At 67.5% G+C, this 18,034-nt stretch carries 16 protein-coding genes; 9 read left to right on the forward strand and 7 right to left on the reverse strand.

All coding sequences use genetic code 11. The features are described from left to right. The first annotated feature begins 26 nt into the window (after positions 1 to 26). From ACFSGX_RS03965 to ACFSGX_RS03980, 4 genes are all read left to right on the forward strand, one after another. Positions 27 to 947: a DUF979 domain-containing protein gene (locus ACFSGX_RS03965; protein ID WP_380927643.1), complete on the forward strand. Its 921-nt coding sequence runs from the start codon at positions 27 to 29 to the stop codon at positions 945 to 947. After that, positions 944 to 1,948 carry a DUF2891 domain-containing protein gene (locus ACFSGX_RS03970; RefSeq protein ID WP_380927645.1) on the forward strand — a complete coding sequence of 335 codons (1,005 nt, stop codon included), beginning with the start codon at positions 944 to 946 and terminating at the stop codon, positions 1,946 to 1,948. The genes ACFSGX_RS03965 and ACFSGX_RS03970 overlap by 4 nt, the downstream gene beginning before the upstream one ends. Positions 1,949 to 1,991: 43 nt before the next feature. Next, a complete protein-coding gene (locus tag ACFSGX_RS03975) occupies positions 1,992 to 2,489 on the forward strand; it encodes a hypothetical protein (protein WP_380927646.1) in 498 nt (165 codons plus the stop codon). Positions 2,490 to 2,620: 131 nt separating this feature from the next. Continuing rightward, positions 2,621 to 3,460, forward strand: a complete 840-nt coding sequence (locus ACFSGX_RS03980) for an alpha/beta fold hydrolase (protein WP_380927647.1) — start codon at positions 2,621 to 2,623, stop codon at positions 3,458 to 3,460. A 275-nt stretch (positions 3,461 to 3,735) separates the two neighbouring features. Here the strand turns inward: ACFSGX_RS03980 and ACFSGX_RS03985 are convergent, their stop codons facing one another. Together ACFSGX_RS03985 and ACFSGX_RS03990 are read right to left on the reverse strand one after the other, a co-directional pair. Further along, complete coding sequence (locus tag ACFSGX_RS03985; RefSeq protein ID WP_380927649.1) at positions 3,736 to 5,433, reverse strand: amidohydrolase; 1,698 nt, start codon at positions 5,431 to 5,433, stop codon at positions 3,736 to 3,738. Positions 5,434 to 5,519: 86 nt separating this feature from the next. Beyond that, positions 5,520 to 5,978, reverse strand: a complete 459-nt coding sequence (locus tag ACFSGX_RS03990) for a hypothetical protein (RefSeq protein ID WP_380927651.1) — start codon at positions 5,976 to 5,978, stop codon at positions 5,520 to 5,522. A gap of 99 nt (positions 5,979 to 6,077) precedes the next feature. Between ACFSGX_RS03990 and ACFSGX_RS03995 the strand changes: the two genes are divergently transcribed. The 3 genes from ACFSGX_RS03995 to ACFSGX_RS04005 all read left to right on the forward strand — a co-directional run bounded on the left by ACFSGX_RS03995 (position 6,078) and on the right by ACFSGX_RS04005 (position 8,645). Further along, complete coding sequence (locus tag ACFSGX_RS03995) at positions 6,078 to 7,316, forward strand: threonine ammonia-lyase (RefSeq protein ID WP_380927652.1); 1,239 nt, start codon at positions 6,078 to 6,080, stop codon at positions 7,314 to 7,316. A 131-nt stretch (positions 7,317 to 7,447) separates the two neighbouring features. After that, complete coding sequence (locus ACFSGX_RS04000; RefSeq protein ID WP_380927653.1) at positions 7,448 to 8,245, forward strand: arginyltransferase; 798 nt, start codon at positions 7,448 to 7,450, stop codon at positions 8,243 to 8,245. A gap of 223 nt (positions 8,246 to 8,468) precedes the next feature. After that, positions 8,469 to 8,645: a hypothetical protein gene (locus ACFSGX_RS04005; protein WP_380927655.1), complete on the forward strand. Its 177-nt coding sequence runs from the start codon at positions 8,469 to 8,471 to the stop codon at positions 8,643 to 8,645. Positions 8,646 to 8,759: 114 nt separating this feature from the next. Here ACFSGX_RS04005 and purC read toward each other — a convergent pair whose 3' ends face one another. Together purC and ACFSGX_RS04015 are read right to left on the reverse strand one after the other, a co-directional pair. Further along, complete coding sequence (gene purC, locus ACFSGX_RS04010) at positions 8,760 to 9,539, reverse strand: phosphoribosylaminoimidazolesuccinocarboxamide synthase (RefSeq protein ID WP_380927656.1); 780 nt, start codon at positions 9,537 to 9,539, stop codon at positions 8,760 to 8,762. Between the two features lie 148 nt (positions 9,540 to 9,687). Continuing rightward, positions 9,688 to 9,921, reverse strand: coding sequence for a DUF2171 domain-containing protein (locus ACFSGX_RS04015; RefSeq protein WP_157175833.1), 234 nt, complete (start codon positions 9,919 to 9,921; stop codon positions 9,688 to 9,690). Between the two features lie 1,648 nt (positions 9,922 to 11,569). On the opposite strand from ACFSGX_RS04015, the gene parC reads away from it, so the two are divergent. Both parC and ACFSGX_RS04025 read left to right on the forward strand, forming a co-directional pair. Next, positions 11,570 to 13,879: a DNA topoisomerase IV subunit A gene (gene parC / locus ACFSGX_RS04020; protein WP_380927658.1), complete on the forward strand. Its 2,310-nt coding sequence runs from the start codon at positions 11,570 to 11,572 to the stop codon at positions 13,877 to 13,879. A gap of 27 nt (positions 13,880 to 13,906) precedes the next feature. Next, positions 13,907 to 15,679 carry a putative bifunctional diguanylate cyclase/phosphodiesterase gene (locus ACFSGX_RS04025; RefSeq protein ID WP_380927660.1) on the forward strand — a complete coding sequence of 591 codons (1,773 nt, stop codon included), beginning with the start codon at positions 13,907 to 13,909 and terminating at the stop codon, positions 15,677 to 15,679. Here the strand turns inward: ACFSGX_RS04025 and ACFSGX_RS04030 are convergent. From ACFSGX_RS04030 to ACFSGX_RS04040, 3 genes are read right to left on the reverse strand one after another with little or no spacing between them, the layout of a single operon-like run. Beyond that, positions 15,676 to 16,872: a CCA tRNA nucleotidyltransferase gene (locus ACFSGX_RS04030; protein ID WP_380927662.1), complete on the reverse strand. Its 1,197-nt coding sequence runs from the start codon at positions 16,870 to 16,872 to the stop codon at positions 15,676 to 15,678. The genes ACFSGX_RS04025 and ACFSGX_RS04030 overlap by 4 nt on opposite strands. Continuing rightward, positions 16,869 to 17,459, reverse strand: coding sequence for a CoA pyrophosphatase (locus tag ACFSGX_RS04035; protein WP_380927664.1), 591 nt, complete (start codon positions 17,457 to 17,459; stop codon positions 16,869 to 16,871). The genes ACFSGX_RS04030 and ACFSGX_RS04035 overlap by 4 nt, the downstream gene beginning before the upstream one ends. Continuing rightward, entirely contained in the window at positions 17,456 to 18,025 is a 570-nt protein-coding gene (locus ACFSGX_RS04040; protein WP_380927666.1) for a DUF1285 domain-containing protein, read from the reverse strand. The genes ACFSGX_RS04035 and ACFSGX_RS04040 overlap by 4 nt, the downstream gene beginning before the upstream one ends. Positions 18,026 to 18,034 lie beyond the last annotated feature (9 nt).

The raw sequence follows: 18,034 nt of genomic DNA on the forward strand, positions 1-18,034 counted from the left end.
GGCTCGCTCGGTCATAGGTGTGGCGCATGATCGGGCTTGAGTTCGTCTATGCGGTCGCGGGGGCGACGTTTGCGGCGTTTGCGTGGTTGTCGGTCATGGACCGGAGCAATCCTCGGCGGTTCGGCACGGGGGCGTTCTACGGGCTGATCGCGGTGAGCTTCTTTGCCGGGGACCGACTGGGGGATGTCGGCAACGGGGTGCTTGTGCTGGCGCTGGTCGCGTTGGGCGGGACCGGGGCGGTGGGGCGCGGGGCGGCCGGTGCGAGCGATGGTGCGGGGGCGGAGCGGTATGGCAACAGGCTGTTCCTGCCGGCGCTGATCGTGCCGGTGGTGGCGCTGGCGGGAACTTTGCTCAAGCCGGACTGGATCGATCCGAAGCAGGTGACTCTAGTGTCGCTGACGATCGGCGTGCTGGTGGCGCTGGCGGTCTGTTATGTCTGGTTCCGGCCGACCGTGCGGGCGCCGTTCGATGCGGGGCGGGGGTTGATGGACGGAGTCGGCTGGGCCGCGGTGTTGCCGCAGATGTTGGCGGCGCTGGGGGCGGTGTTCGCTTTGGCCGGCGTGGGCGACGTCGTCGGCGGGCTGGCGGCGCGGGCGATCCCGGACGGCAATCTGTTCGTGGCGGTGCTGGTCTACGGGCTGGGCATGGCGGGGTTCACGATCGTGATGGGCAATGCGTTCGCGGCGTTCCCGGTGATGACTGCGGGGGTCGGCGTGCCGGTGCTGGTGCGGGGCATGGGCGGCGACCCGGCGCTGATCGCGGCGGTGGGGATGCTGGCCGGCTTCTGCGGCACGTTGCTGACGCCGATGGCGGCGAATTTCAACCTGGTGCCGGCGGTGCTGCTCGACCTGGACCGGAGTGCGGTGATCCGCGCGCAGGCGCCGACGGCGGTCGTGCTACTGGTGGTCAATATCCTGCTGATCTATTTCCTGGGGTTCCGGACATGACGATGCTGACACCCGAGCTTGCCGCGCGGTTCGCGGAGCTGACGTTGGGCCATGTCGGGCGGCCGTGGCCGTTCAAGCTGGATCAGGTGCTGACCGGGCCGGAGGATGTGGTGGCGCCGGCGGTCCTGCATCCGGCGTTTCATGGCAGTTTCGACTGGCATAGCTGTGTCCATGGCTGGTGGCAGCTGATGCGGATCGCGCGGCTGTTTCCGGACTTGCCGGAGGCGGCCGCGATCCGGCAGCGGGCCGATGCGACGCTGACCGCGGAGAAGCTGGGCGGCGAACGTGCCTATCTCGACCGGCCGGGGACGAACGGGTTCGAGCGGCCTTATGGCTGGGGCTGGGCGCTGGCGCTGCATCATGAGCTGGAACGGCATGATGAGTTGCGTTGGGCCGACGCGATGCGGCCGCTGGCGGAGGCGTTTGCGGCGCGCTTCATGGTGTATCTGCCGAAGCTGACCTATCCGGTACGGACCGGCACGCATGGCAGTACGGCGTTTGCGCTGATCCTTGCGCTGGAGTGGGCGGATGCGCGCGATCCGGCGCTGGCGGCGCTGATCCGGGCGCGGGCGGTGGACTGGTTCGGGGGCGATCTGCGGGCGCAGGCTTGGGAGCCGGGCGGGGACGATTTCCTGTCGGCGACGCTGGTCGAGGCGGTGCTGATGGCGCGTGTGCTGGGCGCCCGGTTCGGCGCGTGGTTCGCGGGCTTCCTGCCGGATGTGGGGAAGGGGGAGCCGGCGACGCTGTTCCTGCCGGCGACCGTGTCGGACCGCAGCGACGGCAAGATCGCGCATCTCGACGGGTTGAACCTCAGCCGGGCGTGGTGCTGGTTCGTACTGGCCGACGCGGCGGGGATGCCGGGGTTGCGCGATGTGGCGATGCGGCACCTGGACGCCGCGCTGGGTCATGTCGCGGGCGATTATATGGGCGAGCATTGGCTGGCGACGTTCGCGTTGCTGGCGTTGGGGGCCGGCACCGCGGCGCTTCCGCCGCAGGGGTAGCGCGCGGAACATTCAGGCTGATTGTGGACAAGGACGACGGACGATGCAGACGATCTCCTTGAAGCCTTCGACGAACGCGACGTATCGCGCGATCACGCGGCTGCTCACGATGATCCACGAGTTGCACAAGGCGGGGTATCAGCGGATCCGCTTCCGTTCCGGCATGGCGCCGAGCGGTCTGCACTGGCGATGCCTCATCACGCATGCCGACGCGATGCTGGCCGACGGCATTGCGCTGGCGGACGGGGATCGGCCGGATGAAGTGGCCTATTATTCGACGGGTTCGCAGGATGGTTATTTCGGGTGGACCGATGCGCCCGGGCGGTCCGCGCGTGAATTGGGCATGATGTTTCTTGATCGGTTTCCTATGATCGCGGCGAAGGGTCAGGGTCGCGACTGGGCCTATGCCGGGTGGTTGACCGAAGTTCTCGGATGTGCGGAACGCGACGAGAAACGCGGTTTCCCGATTTGGTTTGCGGATTATCCAATCGAAATCGTCGAAGCGGATCGGCCGCCACCGATAGTCTCGTCTATTGCATGAAATAGTTGTTGCTCGCTTATTTCTTATAACGAACACTGAAATTGGCGATCGTTAGCTGAGGTTCAGAATTGTGGAACAATAATCCCTGGATAGATCATAATATAAGTTAGTGTTAAAAAGGGGGATTCAGGATGCGGTTCATCGGTCTTGCGGGTTTGCTGGTGCTGGGCGGGTGTACCGCGGTCGTCGATCAGGGGTCGCTGTTTCCGGAAATGGCGCTGAGCGGGCAGCCGCCGGCGCTGGTGCCGCCGCCCGGGTACACGCTGGACGAGCGGATGCTGGACCTGCCGGGGTTGGGGCAGGTGCATGCGGTGCGGATGACGCGGCCGGGATCGGTCGGGACTTTGCTGTACAGTGGCGGCAACGGGTCGTTCGTGCGGACTTCGGGGGAGCGGTTCGCGCGGCTGGCGGCGATGACGGGGGCCGATATCGTCGCGTACGACTATCCGGGGCGAGGGGGCACGACGGTGCCCGCGAGGGTCGATGCGCTGATCGCGATGGGGCCGGCGTTGCGTGCGGCGTTCGGTGCGGCGGGCTGGGTGAAGCCGGGGCCGGTCTGGGCTTACGGCTTTTCGCTGGGCGGGGCGCCGGCGTCGAACATCGCGGCGGCGGGCGGTGTGACCGGGCTGGTGCTGGAAGCGACCGCGGCGGACATTCCGGCGGTCGGGCGCAACATGGTGCCGGGGATGCTGCGGCCGTTCGTGCGGATCGAGGTGGCGGACGACCTGAAGCGTTATGATTATCAGGGCTATGTCGTGCGGGCGCGGGTGCCGGTGCTGCTGGTGGTCGGGCGGGATGACCGGACGGTGGATGCGAAGACCGTGACGCGGTTCAGCGAGACGCTGAAGGCGGCGGGGGTGGATGCGACGCTGGTGACGGTGCCGGGCGGGCATGGCGATGCGATTGACGGGGATGCGGGCGTGACGGCGGTGCGTGGGTTTCTGGCGCGGACGGGGGGTGGGGTTTCTTGATCTCCAATGCTGAGCGGTTTGCGTTTTGGGGCGCGGTTCGCGTCTTGACCTACTGATCCCCCGACCCGTTTGGTTCGAGCTTGTCGAGAACGTTGCGCGGCGTTCTCGACAGGCTCGAACCGAACGGGTTGGGGGGGGCCTGAGCTGTTGCGTCGTGGGGAACTGTTGGCTTCTCGGCTTCGCTCGAAGGGTCCCTCGACTTCGCTCGGGATGGGCGGTTCTTCGAGTAAAGCGGGTGTGTCTAGGCCCCGGCCTTCGCCGGGGAACTTTTCTGGTTATTTTCGCAGGAAGGCGCGTTTGCCGCCGACCCAGGTTTCCTGGACCTTGGTGGCGCGGATTTGCGTGGGGGTGGCGGTGAAGGGGTCGGTGTCGACGAGGATGAAGTCGGCGAGGTGGCCGGGCTGGAGGCTGCCGAGGATGCCTTCGGTGAAGCTGGCATAGGCGGCACCGGTGGTGAAGCCCGCGATCGCGGTGGGCAGGTCGACCTTCTGTTCGGGGTGCCAGCCGCCGGGGGGCTGGCCGGACGGATCCTCGCGCGTGATGGCGGCGGCGATCCCGGCGAAGGGATCGGGCGATTCGGCCGGGTAGTCGGACCCGAAGGCGAGTTTCGCGCCGGCATCGAGCATCGATTTCCAGGCATAGGCGCCCGCCAGCCGCGACTCGCCGAGCCGGGCTTCCGCCATCAGGCGGTCGCTGGTCTGGTGGACGGGCTGCATCGAGGCGATGATCCCGTTCTGGCCGAAGCGTTTCAGGTCGACCGGGTCGACGATCTGGGCATGTTCGATCCGCCAGCGGCGGTCGCCCTTGTAGGTGAGCGCAACCTCCTCGATCGCGTCGAGCGCCTGTTCGTTGGCGGCGTCGCCGATCGCGTGGATCGCGACTTGGAACCCATCCATCGCGGCGCGGCTCATGAGGTTGCGGAGCTTGGTATCGTCGAGGAACGGCAGACCGCGCTGGTTGGCGGCATCGGCATAGGGGCGCTTGAGCCAGGCGCCGCGCGAACCGAGCGCGCCGTCGTCGTAGAGTTTGACGCCGACCATCTTGAGATGCGTGTCGTAGAGCCACGGCGTCGGGCCGGTGCCGGCGATCGACAGCATCGGTTCGATCCCGCCGGCGTAGGAGATCAGCCGGACGCGGAGCCGCCCCGCGTCGCCCGCGCGGCGGTAGGTGTTCCAGTCATCGGGCGTGGTGCCCATGTCGGCGGTGGCGACGATGCCGAAGGCAAGCAGCTGATCCTGCGCGCTGCCGAATGCCACGTCGCGTTCGCGCGGCAGCGGTTGCGGGATCGCGCGTTCGAGCAGTGCCTGGGCGGCGTCGACCAGCACGCCGGTCGGGTTGCCCTTGGCATCGCGTTCGATCCGGCCGCCGGCGGGGTCCTTGGTCTTGGCATTGATGCCGGCCGCGGCGAGGGCGGCGCTGTTGGCGAGCATCGCGTGGCCGTCGACGCGGGCGAGTGCCACGGGGCGGTCGCGGACGACACGGTCGATGTCGGACGCGGTCGGGAAGCGGCCGAGGCCCCAGCGTTCCTGGTTCCAGCCACCGCCACGAATCCAGGTGGGGCTGGTGTGGTCGCGGGCGTAGTCGCGCAGTTTCGCCTGCGCATCGGCGAGCGAGCTGGTGTTCGCGAGGTCGAGTTCGGTCGTGCGGAAGCCGAGTTCCATGACGTGGCCGTGCGCGTCGATCAGGCCGGGAAGTAGCGTGCGGCCTTTAGCGTCGAGCTTGAAATCGAGCCATTTTTCGCGGGTGTCGCCGGACTGGTAGAGCTTCGACACGCGGCCGGCCTTGTCGATCAGCATGCCGGTGAAGCGGATCACGCGGCCATTCTGGTCGAGCGTGTAGCCGTTGACGTTGTCGATCAGGCCGCCCGCATTGGGTGGCGCGGGCAGCACGACGGGCTTGCGCCGCGCATGCGCCGGGGCGGTGGCGAGGAGGATCGCCGCGGCGGCGAGGAGGGCGGTGCGGGTGGCGTGCATCGGGTGGTCTTAGAGTGCGGGCGCGGGGTTTGCGAGAGGCCTACGCGAGCTTACCAAAGGAGAAGATTCTGACGACCTGGCTTTCGTTACCCTCCAGCTGCGAGCTCAGGTGTGTTTGTGCAGTGAAGAGCCACTCGCACGTCGAAATCTACGCTCGCCTTTAACCGCTCCAGCTCGGTGTTGCCTCCATTGGACAAAAACCGCTGTCGCCCATTGGGGCCACCGTAACCCGAAGTTCCTAATATTGAACCGCATACATATAAGTCATAATCTGAATCATATGTGACCCGATCAGTCAGCTGATGGACGGGTTTACTGGACTCTATCGCGACATCTTTTAGTATATCTTGATACGCAAGCGATACAAGCTCCGCATGTTCCCGCTGTTTATTCGATTGAGCGTACTTATTCGCAACGCATCCGAATGCGAAAAGAAGCGCTAATATCGTGACGATCCAAACAGCCGCACTCCGCATCCAGCCTTTTACCGCCGCAGCACCAAAAAGGAGGATCAGTACGATTAGAACCAGCAACGAAACGATCATTCGGATGCTCCTGGCCGGCCGCCCGGGTTTCAGCCTAGCGGGAGGAACCTTTGAAAGACACGGGTTCTCTATCTCCGTCCAGTCCGATACGGAGCCGGCATGACCATCGCCCCCGCATCCGCCGACCTGCCGGTCTCGATCGACGATATCCGCGCCGCCCATGCCCGCATCAAGGATGCGATCGTGCGGACGCCGACGCTGCTGAGCCGGACGCTGTCCGAGATGACCGGGGCGACGGTGTATCTGAAGTTCGAAAATCTGCAGTTCACGGCGGCGTACAAGGAGCGTGGCGCGCTCAACACGTTGTTGCAGATGACCGATGCGCAGCGGCGTTGCGGCGTGATCGCGGCGTCGGCCGGCAACCATGCGCAGGGCCTGGCCTATCATGCGCGGCGGCTGGGCATTCCGGCGACGATCGTGATGCCGACCACGACGCCGATCGTGAAGGTGCAACAGACCGAAAGCCACGAGGCGCGGATCATCCTGTTCGGCGAGAATGTCGACGAGTCGCTGGCCCATGCGCGCGCGGTGGCGGCGACCGAAGGCCAGACGATCGTCCACCCGTTCGACGATGCCAAGATCATCGCCGGACAGGGCACGACCGCGATCGAGATGCTGGAGGATGTGCCGGCGATCGACATGTTCGCGGTGCCGATCGGCGGCGGCGGGCTGATTTCCGGGATCGCGACGGTCGCCAAGGCGCAGGACCGCGCGATCGAGGTCGTCGGCGTGGAGGCGGAGCTTTATCCGTCGATGTACAACCGGATCAACGGCAAGAACCTGGAATGTGGCGGCGATACGCTGGCCGAGGGGATCGCGGTCAAGGAGCCGGGCGGGATCACCGCGCGGATCATCAAGGAACTGGTCGACGATATCGTGCTGGTCGCCGAACGCGACCTGGAACGCGCGGTGTCGTTGCTGTTGCAGATCGAGAAGACCGTCGTGGAGGGCGCCGGGGCCGCCGGGCTGGCGGCGCTGCTCGCCTATCCGGACCGGTTTCGCGGGCGGACGGTGGGTATCGTGCTGTGCGGCGGCAATATCGATACGCGATTGCTCGCGAACGTGCTGCTGCGCGATCTGGCGCGGTCGGGGCGGCTGGCGCGGTTGCGGATCCGGTTGAAGGACCGGCCGGGACAGCTCTTCAACCTGGCGCGCGTGTTCGACGAACAGCAGGTCAACATCATCGAGGTGTATCACCAGCGCGTGTTCACGACCCTGCCAGCGAAGGGGCTGATCACCGACATCGAGTGCGAGACGCGCGACCGGGCGCATCTGGAGCGGTTGATGACCGCGCTGCACGTGGCGGGATATGAGGTGACGCCGGTGGAGCTGGCCTGACGCGGGGCGGGAGTATCGCGCGAGGATGCAGGGGAAATGTCCCGCGTCAGGACGGTCGGGCATGAACGCTCTTTTCAGACTCGTGCGCTAACCCCATAGTCAGTGATCCCCGACGAGAGGCTCCACCGCCGGTGAGCGCGCAATTCCGTTTTCCCCGTTTCTTCGTGACGTCTCCCGCGCCCTGCCCGTACATCCCGGGCCGGATCGAGCGGAAGGTGTTCACCGAATTGTCGGGCGACCACGCGACCGAGCTGAACGATGCGCTGGGCCGGATCGGGTTTCGGCGTAGCCAGGGCGTGGCGTATCGGCCGTCCTGCGTGGAATGTACGGCGTGCATCTCGGTGCGGGTGGTGGCGAAGGAATTTCGCCCGAACGCCAGCCAGCGCAAGCTGATCCGCCGCCATGCCGACCTGGACATCACTGCGTGCAAGCCGTGGACGACCGAGGAGCAGTTCGCGCTGCTCCGCCGTTATCTGGCCGCGCGGCATCCGGGCGGCGGGATGGCGGAGATGGACGAGCTGGATTTCGCCGACATGGTGGAACAGACGCCGGTCGACACGCTGGTGGTGGAATATCGCGAGCCCGCGGTGGACGGGCGGCCGGGGCGGCTGGTGGGCGCGTGCCTGACCGACCATCAGGCCGATGGGCTGTCGATGGTCTACAGCTTCTTCGAACCGGACGAGAGCGTGCGGCAGGGGCTGGGGACGTTCATCATCCTCGACCACATCCTGCGCGCGGCGCGGTCGGACATGGATTATGTCTATCTCGGCTACTGGGTCGAGCAGAGTCCGCGGATGCAGTACAAGACGCGCTATCGCCCGCTGGAGCAGCTGGGGCCGGGGGGCTGGGTACGGATGGCTCCGGCGGTCGCCGACGCGCGTATGGCGGGGGTGCCGGCGCGGGATGATGCGGTGGTTGCTGCGGAGTAGAGGCGAATCCGCACGGCATAGCGCGCCGGCGATGCCGCGAATGACGTTTCGCCGTTCCGGGTCAGAATTCAGGCAAACGACAGATGGGCCGCCCATTCTGCCGCCGCCCGTTGCATGACACCAAGATAGCGCAGACCGATTTTACCGTCCTCCTGATAAAAGCTCAGGCCTGCGGAGTGCGCTCTGAACACACTTGGCGCTCGAGCTCGGTGATGGTGCTGGAATGGCAAAGCAGCTTCGCGTCAGGCAACTGTTCTTCTCAACTGACACGCGGCGCCTTGTAGAAGGCTCTGTTCAGCAGGATTGTGCTGATGAACAGTATCAGCCAGAATCCAAGAAGCCCAAGAAGAAATCTAAAAAACAATTCGGGATAAGTCCTGAAAACTATGCCCCTCGTTAGCGCTGCGATGACGAGAAACGGATACAGGGAAACGGCAAACGCCAGTGAAGCCTTTGCATCCTTCCGCAAATAATAGAGTAGAGCAGTCCTGCCGACCAAGTAGCCCATACTGGCCTACTTGTCGCGCTTCTTGCGGTGCTGTTCCATGTCGAGGACCGTCGTGTCGGCGCCTTCCGGGAGCAGGCCGAGACGGCGGGCGATTTCTTGATAGGCCTCGACTTCGCCGCCGAGGTCCTGGCGGAAGCGGTCCTTGTCGAGTTTCTCGCCGGTCGCGATGTCCCACAGGCGGCAACCGTCGGGGCTGATTTCGTCCGCCAGCAGGATGCGGGCGAAGTCGTTGTCCCAGATGCGGCCGAATTCCAGCTTGAAGTCGACCAGCCGGATACCGATGCCGGCGAACAGGCCGCACAGGAAATCGTTCACGCGGATCGCCATGTCGGCGATGTCGTGCATCTCCTCCTGGCTGGCCCAGCCGAAACAGGCGATATGTTCGTCCGCGATCATCGGATCGCCGAGCGCGTCGTCCTTGTAATAATATTCGATGATCGTCCGGGGCAGTTGCAGCCCTTCCTCGATCCCGAGGCGCTTGACGATCGACCCGGCGGCGACGTTGCGGACCACGACCTCGATCGGGATGATCTCGACCTGGCGGATCAGCTGCTCGCGCATGTTGAGGCGCCGGATGAAGTGGGTCGGCACGCCGATATTGCCGAGCATCGTGAAGATGTGTTCGGAGATACGGTTGTTCAGCACGCCCTTGCCGCTGATCGTGCCCTTCTTCTGCGCGTTGAAGGCGGTGGCGTCGTCCTTGAAATACTGGATCAACGTGCCCGGCTCGGGACCCTCGTACAGGATCTTGGCTTTGCCTTCGTAGATCTGGCGGCGGCGGGTCATCGGCGGCTCCGGCAGTTCGGACGGGTGTCCGTAGAAAGAGGACCGCCCCGGATGCGACATCGGTGGGATGCGCATCCGGGGCGGACGAGTCTCGTTCTTAGCGGAGGCGGGCGGTGGACGCAATTCGCGTGGCACCGCCCGCTTCGGCTTATTCCGATTCCTCGAAGATCGAGATCGCAACGTCGGCATTGGCGGAGAGGCGGACGTCGTTGCCCTCGACCTCGGCCACCAGGCCGGTCGCGATATAGTGGTGCTTGCCGTCGCCGCTGTCGTTCTTGGTCAGCTTGATCCGGTCGCCGTCGAGATGATCGACGGTGCCGACATGGACGCCGTCGGCGCCGATGACGTTGGCGTGCTCTTTGATCTGGGTGAGGTCGACCATGGGGATAGCTCCTTCATCTTGGGTTCGGGGCTTCAACGCGCCGGCCCGGCGAAGGGTGCATGCCGTCAGAAGCAGGCACAGCAATACGGCGCATGCCGAGACCGCCCAGCCGATCCGTTCGACCGTGGTGGGACCGGTGGACAATCGGCATCGGCGTCCGGCAGCATGCCGGACCAGCCCGGTCGCGGGGTCCACACTCGTCGGTACGAGGCCGCCGGCGCACTGTGCCACGACGCCCGGGAACCAGAAGCGGCGGCGGGTCTGCAGCCCGGCGTGGGTCGTGATGTCCGGCGTGCGGCGGGCCAGCGCCTCCGCGGCGATGCTGGAGCGGATCGGGCCGGCGGCGGGGAGATATTCCGGCACGTCGGGCGCATCGCGGTCCAGTTCGGCCAGCGTCGGATGACCGGCGACGAACGGCGTGGTGACGATCGGCACCGCCAACGCCAGCGCCGGCACCAGCCAGAGTGCGCGCATACGCCCGGCACCGGACGCGATCGCACCGGCAAAGGCGGTGGCGATCGCGAATTCGGCGATGGTGAGCGCACGCCACGGAAACTGGACCTTGGCGAGCAGCGGAAGCGCCCAGAAGCCGGGGACCATGTTCGCCGCCACGAGACACGCAAAGAGCGCGACCGCGGGCCAGAAGCGCGCGGTGGACCGCCAGAGCCCGACGGCCGCGACCGCGAGCGCGATTTCGAGCGACGCGAACACCATGCCCGCCGACGGCGAAACCCAGCGGTCGGGCGCGAGCAGGCTCCATGCCGCCGGGGTGAGGCCCGGTTGTCGCCAGAGAAACGCCATGTCGACGTGACGTTGGAGCAGCAGTGCCGGAAGCAGGTAGACCGAGGCGAGGGCAAGACCGAGCAGCAGTCCGGCGGCGACCGCGGGCAGACGCGGCCGGCAGGAATGAAGCGCGAGCGGCAGGATCAGCAGGAGGCTGGCCAGCAGCGCGGTCGGCAGATGCGTCATGACCAGCGCGGCATAGGCCACCGCGAGCGCGGCGATCTGGCGAGGGCTCTCCGCCCGGCAAACCGCGCGGGCGACCAGTGGAAGCAGGGCGAAGGCGGCGAACTCCGCCAGCGCACCGCGTCGGTGGAAATCGATCAGATGGTAGGGCAGCAGCATGTAGAGCAGGGCGCCGGCGTTCGGCGCCAAGCCGTGGCCACCCAGCCAGCGCCGCATGGTCAGGCCGCTCGCGGCGTGCAGCAGGATGAAGGTCGCGATCAGCGCCGGGTAGGCGGGCAGGCCGAGCGCCATGACGAACGCCACGGCGTAAAAGGACAGCGGCGCGTAGAAGTAGAAGACGGGCGCCCCGAGCCCGCCGAATGATCCGTCGAGCCACCGTGGATAGAGCGTGCCGTTCGCCAGCGCGGCATGGAAGCGCTGCGCCCAGACATAGTCGATCCAGAAACTGTCCTGCACCAGCGGCGCCGACCGCAGCACCGGCACCGCGAGCAGCAGGGCGAGCGCGAACGGCCAGAGCCACAGGATCGGCCGCAGCGGACCGCGGGGGATATCGAGAGGCGCGGTGCGGGAGATCATGGCCGCCCGTCCTAGCGGGCGATGGTTAACAAGCCGGTCGGCGGTTCGTTGAGGCGGCGCGCCCACAGTACTCGCTTCGTTCCGTCTGCTTTGCTATCCGTGCGGCATGGCAGACCCGACCGAGATTATCGATACCCCGTTCGATAGCGCGCTGGAGCAGCGCTACCTGGTCTATGCGATGTCGACGATCACGGCGCGGTCCTTGCCGGACGTGCGCGACGGGTTGAAGCCGGTGCATCGCCGGTTGCTGTGGGGGATGCGCCTGCTGCGGCTGGACCCGACCGCGGCGTACCAGAAATGCGCGCGCGTCGTCGGCGAGGTGATGGGCAAATATCACCCGCACGGCGACCAGTCGATCTACGACGCGATGGTGCGGTTGGCGCAGACCTTCTCGCTGCGGTATCCGCTGGTCGACGGGCAGGGCAATTTCGGGAATGTCGACGGCGATAACGCCGCGGCGATGCGCTACACCGAAGCGCGCATGACGGCGGCGGCGGCCGAGCTGATGGCCGGGCTGGACGAGGGCACCGTCGACTTCAAGCCGAGCTACAACGGCGCGGAGATCGAGCCGGAGGTGTTCCCCGGGCTGTTCCCCAACCTGTTGGCGAACGGCGCGTCGGGGATCGCGGTGGGGATGGCGACGTCGATCCCGCCGCATAACGTGGCCGAGCTGATCGATGCCGCGCTGATCCTGATCGATGCGCCGGAGACCGAGGCGGCGGCACTGGTCGATCCGGTCGACGGGCCGGTGCGTGGGCCGGATTTCCCGACGGGCGGCGTGCTGGTCGACAGTGCGGCCGCGATCCGCGAAAGCTATGCGACCGGGCGCGGCGGGTTCCGCATCCGCGCGCGGTGGGAGCTGGTGGAGCCGGCCGACAAGCGGTCGGCCTATGCGATCATCGTCCACGAAATCCCGTATCAGGTGCAGAAATCCAAGCTGATCGAGCAGATCGCGGACCTGATCAACGACAAGAAACTGCCGATCCTGGAGGATGTCCGCGACGAGAGCGATGAGACGATCCGGCTGGTGCTGGCGCCGCGCGACCGGAAGGTCGACCCGCAGATGCTGATGGACAGCCTGTTCCGCATGACGGACCTGGAGGTGCGGATTCCGCTGAACCTCAACGTGCTGGACGCGAACCGGACGCCGGGGGTGATGAACCTGGCGCAGGCGCTGAATGCGTGGCTGGCGCACCAGTTCGTCGTGCTGCGCCGCCGTTCCGAGCACCGGTTGCAGAAGATCGACGACCGGATCGAGCTGCTCGAAGGCTATCTGATCGCGTATCTCAATCTGGACCGCGTGATCCAGATCATCCGGACCGAGGACGAGCCGAAACCGGTGATGCTGGCGGAGTTCGAGGGGCTGACCGACCGGCAGGCGGAGGCGATCCTGAACATGCGGCTGCGATCGCTGCGCCGGCTGGAGGAGATGGAGATCGTGCGCGAGCGCGACGGGCTGGCGAAGGAACGCGCCGGGCTGGTCGCGCTGATGGACGATCCGAAGAAGCAGCGCGCGCGGATGAAGAAGGACCTCGGCAAGCTGCGCGAGCGCTACGGGCCGGAGACGGCGCTGGGCGCGCGGCGGACGACATTGGTCGAGTCGGGGCCGGCGCGCGAGATCCCGCTGGAGGCGATGATCGAACGCGAGCCGATCACGGTGATCCTGTCCGAACGCGGCTGGATCCGGGGCATGAGCGGGCACCGCGACCTGGCGGCGGCCGATACGCTGAAGTTCAAGGAAGGCGACGGGCCGGCGTTCGCGTTCCATGCGCACACGACCGACCGGCTGCTGCTGGTGGCGGACAATGGGCGGTTCTACACGCTGGCGGCGGACAAGCTGCCGAGCGGGCGCGGGTTCGGGGAGCCGGTGCGGCTGCTGATCGATGTCGAGGGGGAGGCGGCGCTGCTCGCGATGTTCCCGGCCCGGCCCGAGGGGCGGCTGTTGCTGGCGAGCGGGGACGGTCGCGGGTTCATCGCGCGAATGGCGGAGGTGGTGGCGGAGACGCGGAAGGGGCGGCAGGTGGTCAATGTGCGGCCGGGATCGAAGCTGCGCGTCGTGCGGGCGGTGGACCCCACCGACGATTATGTCGCGGTGATTGGCGAGAACCGCAAGCTTGTGGTGTTCCCGATTGCCGAACTGCCCGAACTGGCGCGCGGGGCGGGCGTGCAGTTGCAGCGGTACCGCGACGGCGGGCTGTCCGATGCGGTGACGCTGGCGTTCGATCGCGGCTTGAGCTGGACGATGGGCGGGGACAGCGGGCGGACGCGGACCGAGACGGACCTGAGCGCGTGGCGGACCGCGCGCGGGGCGGGCGGGCGGATGCCGCCCAACGGGTTCCCGCGCGACAACAAGTTCGAGGAGCGCCGCGGTGACGCTACGGCACCGAACCCTGCGAACCGACCAATGAAGAATTAACCATTGGGCGGCTAGGTCGGGTCGACCATGCTGGGCCAGCCCGACATTCGCGACGATTCGCAACCGGTGGATGCCGTGCCGCCCGAGGCGGGACTTCAACTTGGACTTGGACCGAAGGTGATCGCCGCGATCGGCAGCGTGCGGCAATCCTATCTGGACGCGCTGCCGATCCCCACCGCGATCGTATCGGTCCGCGACGGCGCGATGACGGTCCTTCATTATAACGAACGCTATGCCGTCAGCATGCGCGTGCCGTCCGACGGCCTGCTCGACAAGCCGGACATGGCGAGCGCGGTGTGCCGGTTCGCGGCCGAAACCGACGCGATCGAGGAATTTGACTGGATCGACGGCGACGAGATCGACGGACAGCACTACCGCGTGCGGCTTGCGCGCCTGTCGCGGCTGGACCCGGATGCCGAGCGGGTGATGGTATCCGCGCTGGACCGAACGGCGGAAGTGCAGACCCAACGTTCGTTGCGTGCGGAGATGACGCATGACAGCCTGACCGGGTTGCCGAACCGCACCGCATTCGCCGATGCAATGGCCGATGCGATCGAGGCAGGGGGCGCCCGGGACACCGCGCCCGATGCGCGCAGCGGCGCCGGGCTGGCCGTGCTGATCGTCGATCTGGCGCGGTTCAGCCGGGTGAACCAGTGCCTGGGGTCGGCGGTGGGCGACGAACTGATCGTCACGGTCGCGCGGCGGCTGGTCGGCACGGTGCGCAGCGGCGACATGCTCGCGCGGATCGGGGGCAACGAATTCGCGATCCTGATGCGGCTGGCCGACGTCGCCGACGACGCGGTGGTGGCGGCACACCGCATCCAGGCAGCGCTGGCGACGCCGTTCCGGCTGTCCGAGATGGAGATCCGTGTGGACTGCGCGATCGGCTGCGCCATGCCCGACGGGGGAGGATCGCTGGCCACCGATCTGTTCCGCAATGCGCAGTTTGCGGTGAAGCGGGCGAAACAGACCGGGCGGATCGAGCTGTTCCAGGCGCGCGAGGTGAACGCGGTCCGGCGGCGGTTCAGCCTGGAAACCGAATTGCGCCGCGCGATCGAGAATGACCGGCTGACGCTGGCGTACCAGCCGCTGATCGACCTGCGCACCGGCGCGGTGAGCGGGTTCGAGGCGCTGGCCCGCTGGCACGACCCGCAGCGCGGGCCGATCGAACCGGGCGAGTTCATTCCGGTGGCCGAGGAGTCGGGGCTGATCCTGCCGCTCGGCCGCTGGGCGATCGAGGCCGCGGCGCGGACGCTGGTGGCGTGGGACCGGACGGCGGGCCGCAAGCTGCCGGTGCAGGTGTGCGTCAACCTGTCCGCCGTGCAGATCCAGCGCGACGATGTGTCCGCGACCGTCGAGGCGGTACAGGCGGCGCATGACGTGGCGGGTCGGATGAAGCTGGAACTGACCGAAAGCTGCATCGTGGCGGATCCGGAGCGGGCCGTGCGCGTGCTGCACGCGTTGCAGGAACAGGATGTGCGGATCGCGATCGACGATTTTGGGACGGGCTATTCCTCGCTCGCCTATCTGCAGAAGCTGCCGATCGACGAGCTGAAGATCGACCGGAGCTTCATCACGCCGATGCTGCGCGACCGCGATTCGCTGGCGATCGTGCGCGCGGTGCTGAGCCTGGCGGCGGCGCTGGGGATGAGCACGACGGCCGAGGGGGTCGAGACGGTCGAACTGGGCCAGACGCTGGGGGCGCTGGGCTGCACCCGCGGGCAGGGCTGGTATTATGCGCGTCCGCTGACGCCCGAGGCGGCCTATGCCTATTGGCTGGCGCGCCGGCACAACAGCTAGCGGTCGGTTTTGGCCCGTTCCACGGCGGCGCGCGCGATGTTGGCGACGCGGTCGGGCGGGAAGCCGGCGTCGGACCAGCTGCGCTCGATCTGGTGCAGCGTGCGTGCGACGAGCGGGCCGGGAGCGAGGCCCATCGCGATCAGGTCACCACCGCTGATGCCGAGCACGGGGCGCTCCCAGCCGTTGAGCGCGGCGACATTACCACCGGTCAGTAGCAGCCGATCGATCGCGGGTTCGAGTCGGACGCGGTAGGCGAGCGCGGCGGGGGTTTCGGCTGGATCGCGCGTGGCGGCGAGCTTGAGACGCAGGACTTGCTGTTTCGACAGTTTGAGGCGTTGACCGACGCCCTCCGCTTTTGCCGGATCGACCGGCAGGAGGGCGGCGAGCCGGCGTAGACCATCGGGCGCGATGTTGGCCGCTGCCTCCGCGGCGACCAGCGCCGACAGCCGGAGCAGCGCGGCGGCGTCGATTTCGGGCAGTACGGGGACGAACAGGCCGCCCGAGATCATCAGGGCCACGGTGGCGGTCGGATCGGGCAAGGCCAGCAGCTTGAGCAGTTCGACGGCGATCCGTTCGCGCGACAGGGCCATCAGGTCGTTGGCGCGTGCGGAACAGGCGGCGAAGGAGGCCGGGTCCGGCGCGCCGCGGCCGAAGCGGGCGTGGAAGCGGAAGAAGCGCAGGATGCGGAGATGATCCTCCGCGATGCGGACCAGCGGATCGCCGATGAACCGCACGAGGCCCTGGTCGAGATCGGCCAGCCCGCCGAAATAGTCGTGGACGACGCCGGTGGCAGGGTCCGCGGACAGCGCGTTGATCGTGAAGTCGCGGCGGGCGGCGTCGGCGCGCCAGTCGTCGGTGAACGCGACCTGCGCATGGCGGCCATCGGTCGAGACGTCGTGACGGAGCGTCGTGATCTCGACCGGTTGGGGCCCGAGCATCGCGGTGACGGTGCCGTGCGCGACGCCCGACGGCGTGGTCCAGTAGCGCAGGTCGGCGGCGTCGAGCCGGGCGGTGACCGCATCGGGCGCGTGGACGGTGGCGAGGTCGATATCCTGCGGCGACAGGCCGAGCAACGTGTCGCGCACCCAGCCGCCGACATAGCGCGCGCCGTCCGGCCCGAGTGCGACGAACAGCGCGGTCACCAGCGCGGGATCGACGCCGACGGGCGGCAGCGTGACGTGTGTCGCGATCATATCGCCAGCCGGCGTGCGAGGTTGACGATCATCGCCGCGGTGGCGCCCCAGATGCGGTTGTCGTCCCAGGTCATCTCGTAGATCGTCCGTTCGCGGCCGCGCCAGATCATGGTGCGCGGCGCATGGTTTTCGGGGGCCAGCAGGAAGGCGAGCGGGACTTCGAACAATTTGGCGACCTCTGCTTCCTGCGGCACGAGCGGCAGGTCGGGCGGGACCACCGCGACGACGGGCGTGACGTCGTAACCGGTGACGGTGCGGTAGCGGTCGGCGATGCCCACGATTTCGGCCAAGTGGCGGGGCAGGCCGATCTCCTCCTCCGCTTCCCGCAACGCCGCGGCGACCGGGCCGTCGTCGCCCGGATCGATCCGCCCGCCGGGCAGGGCCACCTGGCCGGCATGGGCGCGCAGCGTGTCGGTGCGGCGGGTGAGCAGGACGCCGGGTTCCGGACGGTCGGTGATGGCGAACAGCACCGCGGCCGGTGTGCCGTTCGCATCCTCGACGCCGTCGATATCGTCGCCGGGCAGGAAGACGGTGCCGCGCGCATCGCCTGCCGCCATCCGTACGCGTAACCGCGCCGCCAGCGTCATGCCGCGGGCGTCATCGGGAAGAAGCAGCCGGCGCTCCACAGGCCGGGCGAAGCGTCGTCCGCGTCCGTCGCGATGGCGGCGAGTTCGTAATAGACCGGGCGGGCGATGAGCGCGTCCAGTCCGGTGCGGACCGTGAGATAGGGGTGCGGGCCGTCCGCGCGATCGACGAAGTGCAGCGGATGGTCCGTGTCGGCGATCACGACGTCGCCGGTGTTGAGCCGGAAGGCGAGCGTGGCGTCGTGTCCTTCGCCGGCGACCTTGACCTCGACCGCGACGAACGGCGCGTCCTCGACCGCGATGTCGAGTTTCTCGGCGGGCGTGACGAGGACGTAGCCGCCGTCCGGTTCGCGGCGCAGGATGCCGGCGAACAGCCGGACCATCGCGGGGCGGTTGATCGGTGCGCCTTCGTGATACCAGGTGCCGTCCCGCGCGATCCGCATCGCGCTGTCGCCGCAGCGCGCGGGGTTCCAGCTGTCGACCGGCGGCAGTTTGCGCTCGGCGACCAGCTGCGCGATCTGGGCGAGCGAGAGGGTGCTGAGGTCGGACGGGGGCGCGGGTGCGGGCATCGCCGCGAT

Origin of the sequence: Sphingomonas arantia, assembly GCF_042682045.1 — a bacterium.
Lineage (GTDB): Bacteria > Pseudomonadota > Alphaproteobacteria > Sphingomonadales > Sphingomonadaceae > Sphingomonas_R > Sphingomonas_R arantia.